This window comes from Halospeciosus flavus (assembly GCF_029814175.1).
Classification (GTDB): domain Archaea; phylum Halobacteriota; class Halobacteria; order Halobacteriales; family Halobacteriaceae; genus Halospeciosus; species Halospeciosus flavus.
In genome coordinates, this window is record NZ_CP122313.1 from 252224 (window position 1) to 269263 (window position 17040).

The following is a 17040-nucleotide window of genomic DNA, read 5'->3' on the forward strand; positions in this document are numbered from 1 at the left end:
CCGCATACAGCCCTCTCGTTCCGGTTCTCGTCTATCTCCCCATTATCTAAGTGAATTGATGATGTATCCGAGCGGGAGGTCATGTTGTACAGACGACGAGAACTCGATTTACCTCACGGGACAATAGAGACGCCAGTTCTCTTTCCTGTGCGGAATATCGGGAAGCGATCGAGTGATAACACGCCGACGTACGTGGGGACGATCCCGGAGTTTTCGGCGGCGATGATTAACGCTCGCTCGATTCGCAATCGAGACCCGATGTGGAATCGACTGACAGACAATATTACCCTTCGAGAGGAGATGGATGTTCCACAGAACACCATCGTGTTCGCAGATAGTGGCGGATTCGATTTCTCCAGCGAAGAGGTAGACACTACCCCAGCAGAAACGCTCGAAACACAGCGACAACTGGACGCGGACATTTTCGGGACTGTCGACGTCCCGATATCGAGGGAAAACCGTGACGCGGAAAATCAGGAGCGAATCGATCGAAGTATTCGGTATGCACTCGAGGCGAGTGACCGACATGACGGCGACGAATTGCTTCTGGCAAGTGTCCACGGATACGATCCTGAAACCCTACGAAATAGTATTCAGCACTTAGAGCGAAATGGTGAATTCGACGGGTACGCTCTTGGGAGTCTTGTCCCTATTCGGACAGATTACAAGAAGGTAACAAAGCTAATCCTTGCTGCGAGGAACGCGACCGACAAGCACCTCCACGTCTATGGACTCGGTGGCCTCGTCTACCAACCACTGTTGCTCTACCTCGGCGTCGACAGTTTCGACTCGTCAGCATTCATCCGAAGCGCTGGCAATCGGAACTACCTGATACCAGGGTTTGGCGGTGAAGAACTGCGCAATATCGAGGATTTAGAGAGGCTTCCCTGCCCCTGTCCGGTTTGCGGGACACGCACGCTTGCAGACATCCGTGAAGACAGAGAGGCACTCACTCAGCACAATTTGTGGGCACTGGCGACCGAACTTCGGCGCTTCAAGTACGTCGCTTCATCTGATCGTGACATCGAGGAGTATCTCGATCTACGGTTCCGCGGAAACGAGGTCACACAGCGGGCATACAAAACTGCAAAGCAGCAAATGAGGAGACTCACATGAGCGACGAACGAGCAACGGTTCGGCCGGTTACCCTGAGCCGCTTAGTTGAGCTAACTCATGCCTGCAACGGCGAACCGAAAACAACAGCAAATCTTGAGGATACTCTTGACGTCAGTCATCGACGAGCACGTGAGACGGTCCTGGAAGCAACACGAATCACGCTTCTTGAAGAGGATGAACGAACAGAGGACGAAGACGCGGTCTACAAGACGACTGATGTGGGAAAGTCGTTCCTTGAAGCGATTCGGTCCGAAGACTGGGAACAGGCTGGATCTATTCTCGCCACACGTAGCCCGCACTACGGGACATTCATCGAAACTCTAGAAGAAACAGAACAGGCGGATCTTGACACACTGCTGAACACCTCAAAGAGGCTCAGGAGTTCACTCCGTATTCATTCAACCAAACAGGAATCGAGGTCGTCGGTGATTGGGCGGAACGGTTAGGAAGTGTCCAAAGGCATGCGTTCACGGGAAATTACTACGTCACAACACGCTCCGATATCCCACAAAACTTCCACTACATCCTTCTCAACGTTTTCGACGACCTGGAACAGACTGCAGGCGTGGATCTCCACGAACGGTATCTGTCCATTCCACAACTCAGGGAGGACGTTTGTGAACGCCTTGGGTGTAGACGTGGCAGTTTCGACGAAGCACTTCTGGCGCTTTGTCAGCAGAACGTCGGCAAAAAGCTCTCCGGCGCACCGATGGACACAACGGCCAAAGACGCTGCGCTCGGCATCAAGCAAATCGAACTAGCTGACGACGACGGCCTGGTAACGACGTCCCAGTCGACACAACAGGTGATGTCCGGCGTCGAATTGTACGACAAGAAATACTACTATCTCGCGGTGCACGACCGCGAGATCACGTTCGACAAGGAGGACTTAGCATGACTGATGCATTCCAACTCAACGACGAACAGCAAGACTACTCGCAATACGACCTCAACGGGAACCCCTTCCCGTATAGTCCTGTCCCAGCGGAGGATCCAGAAATTTACTGTGGACAGCAGCATGTTTCCGAGAAGATTAGTTCGACGGTGTCTTCGATGCTGGCTACTGGAAAGTCGAAGCATTTGGTGATCACCGGGAAGTACGGGAACGGGAAGTCGCACACTCTCAAATACACACGTGCACTGCTTCGAGACCGGGAAGACGTGGTAGTCGGATATGTCGCCCAACCTGGGGAAGGATTTCTTGATATCTACCACGAGTTCGTCTACGACCTCGGCTTCAACGGCCTTCAGGAATTGGCCTACGAGTACCTCGCATCAGTTACTCGTGACGTCACTGAGACCAACCCGATGGATGCGACCGCCATGGAATCCCTCATCGACGAAGGGGGGGTGCTCTTGTCGGACATCGTCCCAGAAGCAATTCGCCGTCTGAGCGACGTGACGAAGTTCGCCGACTTCGCGCGAGCGATTGTGCATATGGTGTACGAGGATACGAACCTCTACGCCTGGCAGTGGCTGACCGCAGAGGGGATCCGGTACGAGCAGCGCAAGGAAATGGAGATTCACAGCGCGTTAGACGACGATACGATGGGTGTTCGGGCGTTTACGGCGCTCAAGAATATGCTGCTTGATCTCGGGTACACGGGCGTCTTTGTGTTCGTCGACGAGTTTGAGAGCATTGCTCGCCTCTCACCAAAGAACGAACAGGCGACTTTGAACAGTATCCGCCATCTGATGGATCAGAATAGTTCGGGACTCTGCATGTTGTTCGGGTGTGCACCGGAGGTTTGGCAAGATGTGATGAGCGAGTACCATGCATTCAGCGAACGCATCGGCCAAGAGGTCGCGCTAAAGCCGCTGACCAGCGAGCACTTGTATAAATTGGTGGGCGACTACTTAGATCGAGAAAGACCATTAGATGCCAAACAAGGGCGAATCCATCCGTTCTCTGAATCAGCCCTTGATCAGATTCTCCAACGTTCTCAGGGGAACATCCGGCAAGTGCTCTCTATGTGTAGTCGCGTATTAGACGACGCAGCGGATTCGGGCCAACCCAAAATCACGACTGAAGTCGTTCAGGAGGTATTCTAACGAATGACTTAGCTCAGGGGTCGGTTCGGGGGTCGCTAACGAATTCATACAGCCCTTCTGTGAGTTTTGTGACCCAGCCTGCTGCCGCGAGTTGATTCAGGCTGTAATTCACTTGTTGCTTGTTCAATCCGGTTTCTTCCCGTAGGAACAGTGGGTTTGCTCGTCCCCAGGGTTCACCAGAATCACGCCCTTCTTTCAATATTTTCAGGATCGCTTCTTCGTTTTCGCTGGGAGTGTACTCCTTGTTGACCATCTTAGGTTCCAGATATTCAGCAAGTCGTATAGTCGTATCTTTCCGCAGGGGTTCTGTCACAGTATTTTACTACGTTAGAATTAAGTGCGCTCGGGAGAATATACCATGTGAAGCGCGGATTCCCTCAGAAGATGAGGGCGGTGTTGGAGACACCGCACCCCGCGCTGCCTGAAACAGACAGCATGTACACAAATACTAACCACTTGGAAAAAGTCGACGGTTGCACTCCAACACACGCGCGAACGCAAGTAGAGGGACCTTGCGTATGACTGCTGCTACTCCGAACACCAATAACGTTGCAAACGTATTCACCCTCCTCAGCAACGCGAGGAGATTACTGTTAGTGAACTATTTGGCGTTGTTTGAGTACGGCAGGAAAGTAGAAGTTCGGCACCTAGCGAGAGTTATCGGCAGTATCGAGACGCAAACCCCTCCACGATCTGTTGCAACAGAACACTACGAATCAGCCTACAACAGCCTCATTCAAACTCACCTACCGAAACTTGACAAACAGGACATTATCGAGTATGACGACCGAGCTAAGGTTGTGACCGTCACCCCAGAAATCAAGAAGTACGCCGCACTGATTGCAATCACTCGGTACGTTCTCCACTCTAAGAACCACCATGTCTGATAAGGTAGCAACTGCATTAAACAGCGAATACAATAGTCTCTTCAACATGGTTAGAATCTCAGAGACGACTCGACTCAATCGTGTAGAACATATCGTAGGAAGTGGAACCGGTGTGCTGGATTTTTCTGTAGAGGGCGAAAGCGAGTACTACACGTGGGAAGAGAGTGAGGACGCTGATTGGGAGATTGAAGATGCGAGCAGAGTGGAGAATATTGAGGAAGATCGGTTCATCATGTATCCCGCAGGTGAGTACTTCACTTGTGAAATTGAAGAGGGCAGTGAAGGTGTGAGAGATGGCTCAGTCCGGTGTTGGAGTGAATCGGAGTGAGTACTGTTCAGAGTTCACTCTCTTTGCGTACTTCCGAGTTTAGCATCTGATGAGCGTTTGGACGCCATATATCGACATCAGCCCTGAATCGGAACGTCAATTATCAGATACTTATCAACGGTTCACAAGCGTCACTAATCAAAGTCAAACAACGTAAGCCCTGTATGGATTTGAATGGTATCCCAGTCGTCCGGGCAGTCTTCTTTGACTCGTTCGAAGACATCTTCTCCAGCACCCGTTAATACGTACTTACCTGTTCGAGTTTTCGCGAGGCCGAGATGCTCTAACCAACACCTGCCGGCAGATTCGGCCGGTGTTGGTTAACGCTGAGGGCAAGAATAGCACCGACCCAACCAGAGAACCGGTGCACTAGGCGTTTGCCCGGTCCCGTTGGGCTCCCGTCGACGTCAACGGGAGGTCGACGTCGATCTCGTCGTACCAGACGACCGGCCGTTTCGCCTGCCCATCCTCCTCGAGTTTAAGCAGGCCGTAGTCTGCGAGCTCGTTGACGTTCCCCAAGACCTCCGGTGGGTTCCGGTCGACGAGACGCGCGAGTTCCCGAATGCTGGCAGGGTCATGTTCGACGATGGCTTCTAGGAGTTCGAGGTTGGTGCTGCGGAAGACTCGCCCGAACGTTTCGAGGTCTTCGATGGCGAGCGTCGGGTTGTGTGGCGTGACGTCTTCGCTGCTGTCAATTACTTTGAGGCAGTCTTCGAGGCCACTACGGTCGGGCGAGCCAATCGTAACGTAGAGTGTTTGAGTCATGGTTTGGAATGTGTGTTCCTTCGGGATGGTCTCCAACCCCTATGGGGTTGGAGACTAGGCCGACTGAGTAGTCTATGTTCGTGGAGAAAGTGAACCAATCATCTGCCGTGCGGTTGTGTGCCAATATGGAACGTCGTGATACCATAGTCATCAGACGTGTGTTGTCTTCAAAACCGAGGATTCGGTAGTCTCACGCCTTGTTTCGATTACGACGATGTTTGTCATAGATTTGTGCCGGACGGCGTAAAGACTTATTTGTCGTGCGGGCTAGTGACCAAGTGAGGACGCGAATTAGGCCCATCAGGTAGACCCTGGGGGACTAATTCGGTTAGGGGTGTGGGGTAGTGGCCTACGCCCTGTTGACGTCCGTATCTACGGTAAAATATTCTCGAAGAGATACTGCTGTATCGTCTCAGATTCAAGCATCTCGACAGCATTCTGCACTTGACTGCTGACATCGTGGTCTTCTCCATCTGGGTGTCGACCCTTGATCCATGCAACCACCCGTGTTCCTTCGACAGTCCCGTACTGTCCGGTTGCTGGTCGCAACGCGTAGAACTGTGTCGGGGTGACATTCGAGGGCTCACGCCAATTTGAGTCAAACCAGACTACGTGTTCACTGAAGTCAGATACGGACTGCTCTTGGGCAGCCAGCGTATCACGGACGTATCCAGCGATATAGTCGGCTGCAGCTACCTCAGGGTATGTTAAATCCGCTTTCGGCAACCCAGATGGATACACTGACCCAAACGCGGAATCGAATGGCCCATCAAAGAACTGGGCGGCTTGATGCCGGAGATGGAGCTGCTGTTCGCCGTACATACTGGGTGACCCATCAGGGAGCAGAACCGAGTCGCCGGTATACGCTTGGTCACCAGTAATGGTCTTTTTCGCTAATGCACACACGCCAGCAGCCTTCTGGTGAATCGTCGCGTTCTGATGACCAAATGCCGCGTACCACTCGATAGAGTGCTCGGTTAGGTCCTGCAGTAACGACTCAACTCGTTCGTTGTGTTCTTGTCGCGATAGTTTGGAGCGTAGGCTCTGTGATTTCGCCATCCACGGCGAAAGTCCGTGCTGAATGAGGAGTTCTGCCAAGCGTTCGCCTGACTCGCGAGGCGATCTAACCGCTGCGAGAGCAAAAGGACCCGGGCCAGTCACGTTCCCAGACTCGTCAACCCCAATTACGTGGTGAGCCCTTGTCGTCTCCGCGGACGCATCAATAACTTGGACGTCGCGCACGGTTCAACTTAACAGAGCTACTGTTCTGTCCGAGTTAAAAGACTCTGATTTCGCTTATAGTGAGAATTCTGGCGGGTTCTCCTCATCCCACTCAGCTTTCTCCGACCGACCAGATTGACTGAGAGATTTAGAAGGAGAAATAGGAATTATTCGTCGCGTCTCTGAACTCAGCAACGGATGCGAGTCGGCGGTCACCGGCTAACTGTGATTTCGTGAGCGCCATTTGCGTATTATCCTGGGCGAGTTGATTCATCTCCTGTGACTTGAGAGCAGACTTTTCGAGGGCAATCTGTGCAATCTTCTTCGCGCGCTCAGTATGCGCTAACTGCTTTGCCTCCGAGAATTTCTGTTGAGTCTCCTTGAACAAATTGGCCGATTCTCTGAATAATGCTGGCTCTTTGCTGTCTTTCGTTTCTGAAACGTCGGGAGCGGTTTCTCCAGCGTCTTGGAAGTAACTGTATCCGAGACGATATTTACTAATCGCGCTACTGGCGTCTGGATTCTTACTTACGCAGCCAGATGAAGCAGCGATAACGGCAGTCGCGCCTGCAGCAAGTAGCCTACGACGGGTAACCATACTTCCGTATCTATGAAGGTGAATAAAAAGTGTGCTGGTCAGTTCATTTTCCGTCTTCTTTCCTGTCTCCACGGGGTCATGTGTTGTTGTAGCTGATCACCTGGACGTATACACGAAACTACGAATCTCGTGTGAACAAGGCGTCGTGTGGGCCGGCACGGAGATGCGTCGATACTCTCGTTTTCAGAAATCGATGGCTGTGATGGTTTTACTGTTCACACAATACGTGATTTACGAGTGGGCTGAGGTTATTGAGTCGGATCAAACTTAACCAACAAACTGAGAGGAATCCCTCTATTGTTGGTTAACTTTCCGTGCCGATTACCAGCTCAGGCCTCCCAACCACTTACCCGTCTAGCGTCGCAACCGAAACCCGTCCTCAGATGGATCTCGAAGATTCTCGGTATCACGACTCAGCTGTAAACCAGGATCTTCCCCCGATGCAGTGTGACGCGTGCGAGTTAGCACTCCAGTCTCCAGAACGGCATATGCTGTCATTTCTGCTGCTCGACCAGCTTACAGCGCCACTTATCGGCTGTGACGACCATCTCCAGCAGTTCGCTTCGATCTGTGGGTACACGACGGAGGCAACCGCTGAACTCCTTAACCACCGACCTGCTGGCGGCGTGAGCTGTCCCAGTTGTGGCCTCGCAGCCCAGACGCCGCACCAGCCGCTCGTTCCGGTTGAAGATGGTGCTGTCGCGATTCTCACTTGTCCGGAGCATCAAACTGAGCTCATCAACCGATTCCATACTGGTCTCGACACACAGCAGCAACTGACAGCCCAACTTGACACGGCTGCACACCACGACGTCTCGTAACGAGGTTGTTCACTCCTCTGCTAGCGTTTCTAGGTCTTCAGAGACACGTCCGCAGAGCTCCGCCGCTGATGCATAGTCCTCGTCATCAAGTGCTAGCAGAAATGCGAGAAGATCATCTCGAAGTGAAGGGCTCACGTTGTCAACATTCTCCAAATCTATCGATGCGATTTTCGTGAGCTCATCGATTTGGACGAGTGGTGCAGAATCTTTGTCAGCCATTTTGTTCAGGGATACCGTCACACTGACCCTCGGTAGTCTTTCCGCTATTCCCCCTCTATATCGAGCGACTGTTTCAGGTTGAACGCTGAATAAAACTCAGCGGTCCCCGGGGTGAAAGTGAAAGACGGCGGTGCTAATCGAGTTCGCCGTACCCGTCCTCACGCATCAATTCTGCCACGTCTTCGACGTTATTGAACGCCGCGAGAAGCGCATACTCGCGAGCGTCCGTCTTCGCGATGTCATCGGCCCCTAGTTCCGACGCGAGTTGGCTCCGAAACTCCGATTCTTGGGAGACGACCTCGTCGCGTGCGAACAACTCCAGACGGTTGTCTCGCTCGTCTCCGACGTTACTCCGACGCACGAAGTATGGGTACCTTGACGAACTCTCGCTGGAATTGGACTTCGTTTCCTCCGTGGTTGTCGATGCACCCGGTCGTCCTGCATCATCTCCATCCGGGCCATCGACCGTCTCGTCGGTCTCCACCTCGGTGCTGGTTGCTTCGGACTCTTCGTGTTCCTCGCTAGACTCGGGTTCTGGACTCTTGTCCGAGTCGTCGTCCTCTTCTCCGAAATCGAGGTTGCCAGACCCCTTCTTCATACCCCCCATCAGTTAGTCACCTCAGGCTCTTCACCGAATGAGGGGCGGAGAGTCACATTCCCGTGGTCCTGAATCTCAGCGTGAGCTCTTCTGGGATGTCCGCATCGAACGTCTCTGTCCCGATGAAGTACGCCAGCGTCCAGAGATCTTCCAGGGTATCTATCTCACGGTCAGGGACGCGGCGCTGGCCCGGTTCAGAAACCATCTCGCCGTTGACCTCGTGGGTCTTCCAGCGTTCTTCGACTACCTTGAACGCCGACCCACGTGCTTCCCACATTTCGTCCATCATACTCTCGCGGTCAGCTATCGAGACTGGCGTCGCGAACTCTTCAGTACCCTCGAACTTTTGCTGATACTGTTGGTGGGCGTTCGTCTGCCCGACGCCGCTCGGAACCACGCAGGAGAGTCCGACTTGGATATCCAGTTTGTCCTCCATGCCAGTGACCAGTTGTTCTGGGCCGTCGAGACTCAGGTTCCCCTTCCCGGCTGGTTTGACAGGCGCGACGAGAGTTCGAAGGGCGTAGATCGCGTTGTAGAGGAGGTCTTCTGCACGCGCGTTCGGGTCGATGAGAACAGCATCATACTCCTTCTGGAGTTCCTCTTGTTCCCAGAGGAGGTTGTAGAGAAGCTCAAACCGCGGATAGTCCTCTTTGTCCATTCCCTCCATCTGAGCCTCGTAGGATATCTTCTGTTCGAGATTGCTTGTGAAGTCACCGAGCATATCGTGACTCGGGACGACGTCGACGCCTTCACTGCTCGTCTTGATCAGGTCCTTGAATGGCCCCTTTGGTCGCTCCAGAATGTGACGAACGATGTTGTCTGCGTCGGGGTCGCTACGGTCTTCACCGACGTCGAAGAGGGTGGTGAGGTTTCCCTCTTGGGGGTCCAGATCGATGACGAGAGTATCAAGACCTGCGCGCTGGAACGCATCTGCGAGGTTTCCGGTTGTAGTGGTCTTGTACGTGCCTCCTGATTCGGAGTAGACGACGAGGGATATCATACACTCCTTCTATTCGAGTGCCTGTTACATATATCTGTGTCAGACAATCGGGCCAGCAATCTGTAACAGTGGTCTGTATCAGATGTCTGTAATAGACGTAATTTATGATATAGTGCGTCTGAGCGGCTCATATGAACGCATTTCCCGAATATTGGAAATTAACCTCCCCGTCTGGAATTGTTGGCTGTAATGGTTGTCTGTAATTTGTGCCTGGGGTCTATTGCTGTAATCTGGCACGCAATCGCGGGACGAGCTGGCTGATACAGATATTTAATACAGATAGCTGTTACAGATGTCTGTAACAGCCAGTAGTTACAGGTGTCCGGTACGAACATTCGGTGCCAATAGCCAGCTGGATTATCTGTGCGGGGCAAGACGGGACAGACGCCTGTTACAGAAATTCGGTACAGGCGCCCGTCTGTAACTTCACGCGCACGAGGTCAGGGCTGCACGGTGGATAGAGGCGGGATGTAGAAACACCTACAGACGCCTGTAACAGACAACGTATTCTGGATTGGTTCTGAAGATGTGGATCGGTCTGCTCAACTCTCGAGAGTTCTAATGCCAAGCAGGGGTTCAACGCTGGCGGTCGAGAGTCAGTTTCGAGGGCGAGGCTTCTGTAGCCGCTCTTCGTCCATCTCCAGTGGGAAAACGCCGGAATAGGCTGTTGTAGCCGCTCAAGAACAGTTTTCTCGGGATTTCGCCGTATCTGACGCTACCCAATTTTAATATAGCGGCATATGATTTATAATTTGCTTAGATCGCCTAATGTGCGGATAGGGGCGGAGAAACCGCCGAAATAGCGGGATTCTATTGTTCATCCTGTTGGTCGTGATTATGCCCGTAATCACGACCACATTGAAGTACCCTGCCGCCGTCGGTGAAGCACGAATGCTGCAACCGCCTCACGACGGCGCTTCCCCGGGGTAGAGACACCGAGACCGGGCCCGCAGGACGGTGGAGGGCCGGTGGATGTCTGATCGAGCGCTTTCGACGCCGCTCGACGATAGCTTCGAACGCTATCTTCAGGACAAGGGGAAAGGCCGCGGCGGCGACGGCGGGAACTACCGACGTAACGCTGCACGCGAACTCGAGCGGTTCGCCGAGTGGGCCGCCGGCGACCGCGGCGCCGACGACTGGACCGGGATCGTTCCCGACGATGTCGACCGGGAGCCGACCTTCGACGATCTTGATGAACGAGTGTTCCGGGAGTACGCCCGACATCTCGGCGGCGATCGGGGACTCAAGCAGAACACGGTACAAACCTATTACCGCTATATCTCTGCGTGGTGCGGGTGGTGTGTCAACGAGGGATATCTCGAGGCGCATTACGCGCAGCGGGCGAGTGCGATGGCGCCGCTGCCGGAGGACGACGGCCGCAAGCCCGGCGACCAGCAGGCCTGGACGTCCGAACAGCGCCACGCCCTCACCCGTCACGTCGACGAACGGGCCCGCGACGCCGTCGAGGCGTACACGACACTCCCAGAGGATACTGACCCCCTCGACAAGCAGCGAGCACGTTACGCGGCGCTGAAGGCGGCTCGTGACCGGGCGCTGGTGTTCGTCCTCGCGTACACCGCCGTCCGCGTTGGCGAACTCCTCCGCGATCCGAACGACCCGCGCCGGCGCGGCGTTCGCTGGGAGGACCTCTCCTCGACGACGGAAGTATGGACGTCTACCGGAAGAAACAGCAGTGGGACGCCGCGAGTCTCCCCGATCCAGTGATTTCCCCGCTGCGAAGCTATCGCCAGCTGATGGACCCGCCGACGGAGCGGTGGCCGGTGTTTCCGACGTTCGACCAACGGACGCTCGCAGAGCTCGTCCGGGATGATCTCACCGACCGAGGGGAACGCCCAGAGGCAATAACTGAGCGGCGTGATGAGTACGCTCGCGACCTGCTGCTGGTGCTCGATGAGGACATTCGGCCGCCGTCAATCACGACGGGCGGCGCACGGTCGATTCTTCGACGGCTCTCGGAGGCCGCCGAGATCGAGATCGCCCATCCGAAACACGAGTATCTGGCCCCGCACGGTGGTCGCCGAGGGATGGGGGAGGTACTTGTCCGCGCGTTTGGGTACACGGTGGCGGCCCGGTATCTCGATAATTCCGAAGAGATGGTTCGAGAGCGGTACTCACATATTGAGGCCGGGGAATTGGGGGATGTCGCTACAGAAGCTCTAGAACAAATCGACCACGTTGGAAGTAGATCCCATACGGAGTGATAATATCCATCAGAGTTTGGGCAAACGAGATATCACGATGTTCGGCAACTAAGGCTCTACTCGAATCGTACATTCCCACCCATTTCGTGTTGAACGAAATTGTGCGCCTTACGCTCCCTGACGAGGGAGATCAGTCGTCTTGATATTCCTTTTCGAAGCCCCGAAATTCGGTTCGGTGGGCTTCCTCATCGGCGAGAATTGCCACGGCGAGATCTTCGGTGACCGGATCGTCAGCGTCCTCAGCAGCATCGATGATCGACCGATATGTCTCGATAGCGTCCTCTTCAGCGTCGAGGACACCTCGGATTACCGAAAGCACGTCGGTCGAATCCTCGGGTGGTTGCAGCGAGTCCTGCCGAGCGGTAAACTCTGCCGAGCTAGGCGGTCGGGCATCCAGCTGCTTGAGACGGTTCCCAAGTTGCTGGGCGTGGGTCAGTTCCTCTTGGATGTCTTGCTGGAGACTCTGCTTGATCTCTTCGGCACGAACTCCGTCCAGAACGATCGCGTTCGTCTGGTAGTTCATCACGGTCTCCATCTCGTCGCCGTAGGCCTTCTGAAGCAGGTCGATGACGCGGTCTGAGGTCATACAAGTTACACTACCATCCATGCGCCGATATATCCACCGCCGCACCTGTTCGCTCCAACCGTGCTTGATGAGTACGTAACCATAGATTGCGTCCTCTTCGACCAGGTTGCCCCTTTCAGTAGTCGAGGTACAATATGTCGCAGACGGTATTCGAGAGGTAGATTATCGAGTATCGGGACGCATACCTGCAACCTCGGCTGTGTGTTCTGATTGGGCTGCGGATGAAGAAGAGACCATCGCACAGCTAAACGACATTCGGAAGAACAACACGAGAAAACCCTGCCGGCCAAGAGCGTAATCCGTGACCGACTGGAAACCGTTGACGTCGAGTGATACTGCCGGACTCAGTCCCCTTTGAGCCAAGCACGGCGAAAACGTGCGACTTCTTTTGGAGTGATATCGTCACGCTCGATAGCCACCTCGATATCCGCGGCAGTGACTGCACCTCGCTCGAGCACACGCTGGAAGATATCCTCGACGACAGTGGCCGTCTCGTCTCCACCGACCGATCATCGGCAGTCACTGCTTTCGGTGGTCCTCTCAAACCTGACTACATCGCCATCCGCTGCTTCCGATGGTAGCTCGACCGTGTCGATCCCCTTCTCCGCCGTGTATATCCCGGGTGCGATCGGATCGGGGAGGTCTTTCACTCAGTCGTCGGGATCCTCTGCGAGGAAATCCGACTGCCCGAAGCTCGCGTCGATACCTGTCGCCCCGTACGCACCCGTCGCGCTGACGAGGAGCGCGACGGCGATGACGACGTAGGGCGCCTTCGTCGCGAGCGTTGCCCCCGTATCCAGGACGCGACTGACCGGCCCGCCACCCGTTCCGACGGCTGGTTTCAGGCGGTCGATCTCCCGGCGTTCGATGACCCCTTCGAGTTCGACTTTCAGCGCCGGAACGAGCAGCGTAGCCACGATGCCGATAGCGCTGACGACGCCGAGTTCGCTGAACACCCCGAGAGCGCTCGTAAGGTTCGAGAGGAAGCCGATGACGGTCGTCGTGGTGATGTAGACGAGTGCGCCGCCGGCGCTCCCGAGTGCGACAGTCATCGCGCGACTGGGCGACGTCTCGCTCGACTCTCGAGCCTCCCGGTAGCGCATCACGACGTGGAGCCCGTAGTCGATGGAGAGCCCGATCAGTAGGACGAGGACAACGATGAACGGCTGGCTGAACGCGATGTCGAACCACCCGATCGCACTGAACGTCCACACGAGTACGGGCGCGAACGCTATCGTTGGGGTTGCTTTCGAGCGAATCGAGCGCTTCCGCCAGGCTCGTCTCCGTCCTCGCTAGTTCACGTTCGCGGGTCTGTAGCTCGGCAGCCCGGTCTTCCCGGATCGAGGTTGTCGCGACGAGGTTCGCGACGCTCCGGGTGGAGTCGTTCTCGACGAGGGTCTCGTTGACTGTTTCGTTGGTCTGGAGCGCCCGTTCGTACTCGAGAATGGTGACGTGGGTCTCCTTCTCGAGGATCTTCTCGTCCCGCACGATGGCCTTTGCAGAGGTCATGCCCGTCGCCCCGCTCGAGAAGTTGGCGTCGATGTAATCGAGCTCGTCGGTTTCGTCGGCGTCGGTCTGGAACTGGTCGAGGGAGGTCGATCGGTCGACCATCGGCACTCCGGCGGAGTATTCCCCGATGACGATGGCACCGATGGCGACCAGCGTCCCCAGTGTCTTGATACCGAAGGTTCGGTTTCCAGCACAAGAGGGACTGCCGTGGTCGATGAATTGTAGTAGAATTTTGGGCGATTCAAGATTTAGCCTTTTATAGACTACTTGTTCCTGTGAGGGTCACCCACATATTTTTCCTAAATCCGTGACTGGGTGTTACTATGGCCACTCCGATCACGGATCGAATTAAGGCAATTCGGTCAGAAGTTGGAGAGGAGAACCTACGGGTGATTGCGGAGTATGACAAGAGCGGCTACGAGTTCCAATATCTTAGCGAAGAGGTTGATGCGAGATATTCGAAAGCGGAATTTGACGAGGTTTTCGATGATTTGCTTTTTGATACGATGCGGTCGGACGTGATGGAACGGCGCTTCCATGGCGGAGACTACCAGTGTTCAGTCCTGAGTTTTGAGGAGATGTTCGTCTTTCAGTTCGTTCGCGACGAATTCGACGGGCTCGTAGTGTCCATCGAGCGGGATTGCACAATCAATCTGGAGTCGTTTATCGAGACTTGCGCCGAACATACCTAACTAGCTTTGTAGAATTCATAATGGCTAGTGGGCTTTGATGTCGGCCAGTATGCGTAATGGGTAACGAGCTCTTTTATCGGTCACGAGGTGCTGGACGTTCAATCCATGGTAGTGATAGAAGCTCACGGATTGACTCGATACGATATGTTGGCGTGTATTCTTTATGTCTGTCTGTCTCGGAGACCAAGACGGAGGCAATTCCGGCAGCAGTTGCACCTGCGATATCTGTTTCTGGTGAGTCCCCGACATGCACCGTAGCCGTCGAAGTAACATTGAGTGATCGAAGGGCTCGGTCAAACGGTTCTGGGTCTGGTTTCGGGGAAATGTCGTGTCCCGCGATGATCGTTTCATCAACCCACTGGGTAAGGTTTACGGCGTTGATCTTTTGCTGTTGGGCATCCGGGGCTCCGTTTGTTACGATTGCGAGTCGATATGCGTGACTGAGTTCGTCCAACACGTCCGAAACACCGGGTAGTAACTCAACCCGGGTCTGATCACGCTCTTCGTTGAATGCGTTCGCAACAGCTCGGCCACGCTGTCGATCATATCCATTTGCCGCAGCGAGCGCCGCGAAACAGTCGGATCGAAGTTCCTCCATTGAGGCACACTTCTCCGCGAACTCGTCATACCGTGCATAGTAGTCCTCAACCGAGAATAATGAGTTACAGCCAACGGCGTCAAATGCCTCCTCTAATACCTCTCCTGGCGATCTCTTGTACTGCACTAATGTCCCATCGAGATCAAAGAGAACTGCCTCAAGTTGCGTCATACTGTTGACTAACAGACTGTTCTATTTGAACGCTATTGAATTCCTACTAGCACTTAAACCGCTACTGATAGGGAAACTGCTGACGTCATCAGCTCGAACGACAGCTCACCAGTACGAAGTCCCTTCCGTACGGAGCTGTCCTGATACCGGTTGATGACCGAGTGGGTCAGATCTTATTAGGCTGGCACTGTTGGCCTTTCGTCTGCCTCGTGAACTGTATCCAGGAACTCCTCGGCGTCGAGGGCAGCCATACTCCCGGTGCCGGCGGACGTGATCGCCTGGCGGTACCGGGGGTCGGCGACGTCGCCGGCAGCGAACACGCCATCGACGCTCGTCCGGGCCGTCAGTCGGCCGACATCGTCTGCCTGCGTGAAGATGTAGCCGCTTTCGTCTCGTTCGACGGCAGTCTCATCCAGGAACCGCGTGTTCGGCGTGTGGCCCACCGCGTAGAACACGCCGCCAACATCGACGGTCTCCCGCTCGACGTCGACCCCGGACTCGGCCTTCTCCGTGGGGTAGCCATCGGGGTGGGAGACGAGCGTGGCACCGGTGACGCCCTTCTCCTGGGAGCCGTGGATGGCTTCGAGTTCCGTGTTCCACCGGAACTGGACGTCGTCGTGGTCGCGAGCACGGTCGGCCATGATCTCGGACGCACGCAGTTCCTCGCGGCGGTGGACGACCGTCACGGAATCGGCGAACTTCGCGAGGAACAACGCCTCCTCCATCGCGCTGTCGCCGCCACCAATGACGAGCACGTCGTCGCCGCGGTGGAACGCGCCGTCACAGGTCGCACACGTCGAGAGTCCATACCCCATGAGCTCGTCCTCGTTCTCGGCGCCGACCCAGCGCGCGCTCGCACCGGTCGCGACGATCAGCGCGCGCGTGTGAATCGTGTCGCCGGTCGACAGCGATAGCTCGAACGGCCTGCCGTCGAGGGCCGCGTCCTCGATGCGACCGTGTTCGAACTGAGCGCCGAACTGCTCAGCCTGCTCTTTACCGCGCTGGACGAGTTCCATGCCGCCGACGCCGTCGGGAAAGCCGAGGTAGTTCTCGACGTCGGTCGTCAGCGTGAGCTGGCCGCCCGGCTCGTCGCCCTCGAGGACGAGGGGTCGAGGTCGGCGCGGGCCGCGTAGACCGCTGCCGAGAGGCCGGCGATTCCCGAGCCGGCGATGACGAGGTCGTGTACGTCCGTGCTCATCTAGTTCGTGTAGGAGTCGACGAGCGTTCGGAGCTGGTCTTCGCCCTGGAGGCCGACGATCTCCTCGACCTGCTCGCCGTCGGCGAACAGGACGAGCGTCGGGACGCCGCGGACGCCGTAGGCGCTTGCGAGTTGCTGGTTCGCGTCGACGTCGACCTTCGCGACCGTCGCGGCGGTCTCGGCGGCGATAGTCTCGACGGTCGGCTCGAGCATCTGGCAGGGGCCACACCAGTCGGCGTAGAAGTCCGTCAGGACGACGTTGTGCTCACTGACGAGGGCATCGAGGTCGTCGGCGCTATCGACGTGGATCGGTTCGTTCGCAGGAGTGCTGCCTGCGTCGGTTGCAGTATCGGTTGCCATCACCTGTCCCTACGGACTGCCGACCATTAAGTCTTGCTCAATTTCCACAATACTCCACACAATTCAAAGAGCAGTCTGGGGGCCACGAAGCAAGCATGG

At 55.5% G+C, this 17040-nt stretch carries 16 protein-coding genes and 4 pseudogenes; 7 read left to right on the forward strand and 13 right to left on the reverse strand.

The window, feature by feature from the left end; all coding sequences use genetic code 11:
* Positions 1 to 81: 81 nt before the first annotated feature.
* The 3 genes and pseudogenes from P0Y33_RS18190 to P0Y33_RS18200 all read left to right on the forward strand — a co-directional run bounded on the left by P0Y33_RS18190 (position 82) and on the right by P0Y33_RS18200 (position 3168).
* Positions 82 to 1116, forward strand: a complete 1035-nt coding sequence (locus P0Y33_RS18190) for a tRNA-guanine transglycosylase (RefSeq protein WP_279530225.1) — start codon at positions 82 to 84, stop codon at positions 1114 to 1116.
* Positions 1113 to 2014: pseudogene (locus P0Y33_RS18195) on the forward strand (hypothetical protein). The gene P0Y33_RS18190 and the pseudogene P0Y33_RS18195 overlap by 4 nt, the downstream one beginning before the upstream one ends.
* A complete protein-coding gene (locus tag P0Y33_RS18200; RefSeq protein ID WP_279530226.1) occupies positions 2011 to 3168 on the forward strand; it encodes a BREX system ATP-binding domain-containing protein in 1158 nt (385 codons plus the stop codon). Before P0Y33_RS18195 ends, P0Y33_RS18200 begins: the two are co-directional and overlap by 4 nt.
* A gap of 13 nt (positions 3169 to 3181) precedes the next feature.
* Here the strand turns inward: P0Y33_RS18200 and P0Y33_RS18205 are convergent, their stop codons facing one another.
* Entirely contained in the window at positions 3182 to 3421 is a 240-nt protein-coding gene (locus tag P0Y33_RS18205; protein WP_279530227.1) for a MarR family transcriptional regulator, read from the reverse strand.
* A gap of 265 nt (positions 3422 to 3686) precedes the next feature.
* On the opposite strand from P0Y33_RS18205, the gene P0Y33_RS18210 reads away from it, so the two are divergent.
* Together P0Y33_RS18210 and P0Y33_RS18215 are read left to right on the forward strand one after the other, a co-directional pair.
* Positions 3687 to 4055 carry a DUF7344 domain-containing protein gene (locus P0Y33_RS18210; RefSeq protein ID WP_279530228.1) on the forward strand — a complete coding sequence of 123 codons (369 nt, stop codon included), beginning with the start codon at positions 3687 to 3689 and terminating at the stop codon, positions 4053 to 4055.
* The gene (locus P0Y33_RS18215; protein ID WP_279530229.1) at positions 4048 to 4383 is read left to right on the forward strand and encodes a hypothetical protein; all 336 of its coding nucleotides are present in this window, start codon (positions 4048 to 4050) and stop codon (positions 4381 to 4383) included. The genes P0Y33_RS18210 and P0Y33_RS18215 overlap by 8 nt, the downstream gene beginning before the upstream one ends.
* 369 nt (positions 4384 to 4752) lie before the next feature.
* On the opposite strand, the gene P0Y33_RS18220 is transcribed toward P0Y33_RS18215, so the two are convergent.
* The 7 genes and pseudogenes from P0Y33_RS18220 to P0Y33_RS18250 form a co-directional block, all read right to left on the reverse strand.
* Positions 4753 to 5148, reverse strand: a complete 396-nt coding sequence (locus tag P0Y33_RS18220; protein ID WP_279530342.1) for an HVO_A0114 family putative DNA-binding protein — start codon at positions 5146 to 5148, stop codon at positions 4753 to 4755.
* Between the two features lie 372 nt (positions 5149 to 5520).
* On the reverse strand, positions 5521 to 6246 hold the full coding sequence (locus P0Y33_RS18225) for a hypothetical protein (protein ID WP_279530230.1): 726 nt from the start codon (positions 6244 to 6246) through the stop codon (positions 5521 to 5523).
* Between the two features lie 271 nt (positions 6247 to 6517).
* Positions 6518 to 6967 carry a hypothetical protein gene (locus P0Y33_RS18230; RefSeq protein ID WP_279530231.1) on the reverse strand — a complete coding sequence of 150 codons (450 nt, stop codon included), beginning with the start codon at positions 6965 to 6967 and terminating at the stop codon, positions 6518 to 6520.
* A gap of 494 nt (positions 6968 to 7461) precedes the next feature.
* Positions 7462 to 7719, reverse strand: a complete 258-nt coding sequence (locus P0Y33_RS18955) for a hypothetical protein (RefSeq protein ID WP_321170514.1) — start codon at positions 7717 to 7719, stop codon at positions 7462 to 7464.
* Positions 7720 to 7797: 78 nt separating this feature from the next.
* Positions 7798 to 8028, reverse strand: coding sequence for a hypothetical protein (locus tag P0Y33_RS18240; protein ID WP_279530233.1), 231 nt, complete (start codon positions 8026 to 8028; stop codon positions 7798 to 7800).
* Between the two features lie 112 nt (positions 8029 to 8140).
* Positions 8141 to 8614 (reverse strand): hypothetical protein, encoded by a 474-nt coding sequence (locus tag P0Y33_RS18245; RefSeq protein WP_279530234.1) that lies wholly within the window; start codon positions 8612 to 8614, stop codon positions 8141 to 8143.
* Positions 8614 to 9605, reverse strand: a pseudogene (locus P0Y33_RS18250) (ParA family protein). The gene P0Y33_RS18245 and the pseudogene P0Y33_RS18250 overlap by 1 nt, the downstream one beginning before the upstream one ends.
* A gap of 972 nt (positions 9606 to 10577) precedes the next feature.
* On the opposite strand from P0Y33_RS18250, the pseudogene P0Y33_RS18255 reads away from it, so the two are divergent.
* Positions 10578 to 11827 (forward strand): annotated as a pseudogene (locus P0Y33_RS18255) (phage integrase SAM-like domain-containing protein).
* Positions 11828 to 11957: 130 nt separating this feature from the next.
* Here the strand turns inward: P0Y33_RS18255 and P0Y33_RS18260 are convergent.
* Together P0Y33_RS18260 and P0Y33_RS18265 are read right to left on the reverse strand one after the other, a co-directional pair.
* Complete coding sequence (locus P0Y33_RS18260) at positions 11958 to 12413, reverse strand: ferritin-like domain-containing protein (RefSeq protein WP_279530235.1); 456 nt, start codon at positions 12411 to 12413, stop codon at positions 11958 to 11960.
* 650 nt (positions 12414 to 13063) lie between these two features.
* Positions 13064 to 13627, reverse strand: coding sequence for an MMPL family transporter (locus P0Y33_RS18265; RefSeq protein WP_279530236.1), 564 nt, complete (start codon positions 13625 to 13627; stop codon positions 13064 to 13066).
* A gap of 618 nt (positions 13628 to 14245) precedes the next feature.
* Here P0Y33_RS18265 and P0Y33_RS18270 point away from each other — a divergent pair.
* The gene (locus tag P0Y33_RS18270) at positions 14246 to 14614 is read left to right on the forward strand and encodes a hypothetical protein (protein WP_279530237.1); all 369 of its coding nucleotides are present in this window, start codon (positions 14246 to 14248) and stop codon (positions 14612 to 14614) included.
* 73 nt (positions 14615 to 14687) lie between these two features.
* On the opposite strand, the gene P0Y33_RS18275 is transcribed toward P0Y33_RS18270, so the two are convergent.
* The 3 genes and pseudogenes from P0Y33_RS18275 to trxA all read right to left on the reverse strand — a co-directional run bounded on the left by P0Y33_RS18275 (position 14688) and on the right by trxA (position 16941).
* Positions 14688 to 15383: an HAD family hydrolase gene (locus P0Y33_RS18275; protein ID WP_279530238.1), complete on the reverse strand. Its 696-nt coding sequence runs from the start codon at positions 15381 to 15383 to the stop codon at positions 14688 to 14690.
* Positions 15384 to 15559: 176 nt separating this feature from the next.
* A pseudogene (locus P0Y33_RS18280) lies at positions 15560 to 16581 on the reverse strand (NAD(P)/FAD-dependent oxidoreductase).
* Positions 16582 to 16941, reverse strand: coding sequence for a thioredoxin (gene trxA / locus P0Y33_RS18285; RefSeq protein ID WP_279530239.1), 360 nt, complete (start codon positions 16939 to 16941; stop codon positions 16582 to 16584). It abuts the pseudogene before it with no gap.
* Positions 16942 to 17040 lie beyond the last annotated feature (99 nt).

Excerpts from the sequence above, each read along its gene's own strand:
- P0Y33_RS18190 (WP_279530225.1), top strand. The coding sequence starts at position 82 with ATGTTGTACAGACGACGAGAACTCGATTTACCTCACGGGACAATAGAG.
- P0Y33_RS18200 (WP_279530226.1), top strand. The coding sequence starts at position 2,011 with ATGACTGATGCATTCCAACTCAACGACGAACAGCAAGACTACTCGCAA.
- P0Y33_RS18205 (WP_279530227.1), bottom strand. The coding sequence starts at position 3,421 with ATGGTCAACAAGGAGTACACTCCCAGCGAAAACGAAGAAGCGATCCTG.
- P0Y33_RS18210 (WP_279530228.1), top strand. The coding sequence starts at position 3,687 with ATGACTGCTGCTACTCCGAACACCAATAACGTTGCAAACGTATTCACC.
- P0Y33_RS18215 (WP_279530229.1), top strand. The coding sequence starts at position 4,048 with ATGTCTGATAAGGTAGCAACTGCATTAAACAGCGAATACAATAGTCTC.
- P0Y33_RS18220 (WP_279530342.1), bottom strand. The coding sequence starts at position 5,148 with ATGACTCAAACACTCTACGTTACGATTGGCTCGCCCGACCGTAGTGGC.
- P0Y33_RS18230 (WP_279530231.1), bottom strand. The coding sequence starts at position 6,967 with ATGGTTACCCGTCGTAGGCTACTTGCTGCAGGCGCGACTGCCGTTATC.
- P0Y33_RS18955 (WP_321170514.1), bottom strand. The coding sequence starts at position 7,719 with ATGGAATCGGTTGATGAGCTCAGTTTGATGCTCCGGACAAGTGAGAAT.
- P0Y33_RS18245 (WP_279530234.1), bottom strand. The coding sequence starts at position 8,614 with ATGGGGGGTATGAAGAAGGGGTCTGGCAACCTCGATTTCGGAGAAGAG.
- P0Y33_RS18260 (WP_279530235.1), bottom strand. The coding sequence starts at position 12,413 with ATGACCTCAGACCGCGTCATCGACCTGCTTCAGAAGGCCTACGGCGAC.
- P0Y33_RS18270 (WP_279530237.1), top strand. The coding sequence starts at position 14,246 with ATGGCCACTCCGATCACGGATCGAATTAAGGCAATTCGGTCAGAAGTT.
- P0Y33_RS18275 (WP_279530238.1), bottom strand. The coding sequence starts at position 15,383 with ATGACGCAACTTGAGGCAGTTCTCTTTGATCTCGATGGGACATTAGTG.
- trxA (WP_279530239.1), bottom strand. The coding sequence starts at position 16,941 with ATGGCAACCGATACTGCAACCGACGCAGGCAGCACTCCTGCGAACGAA.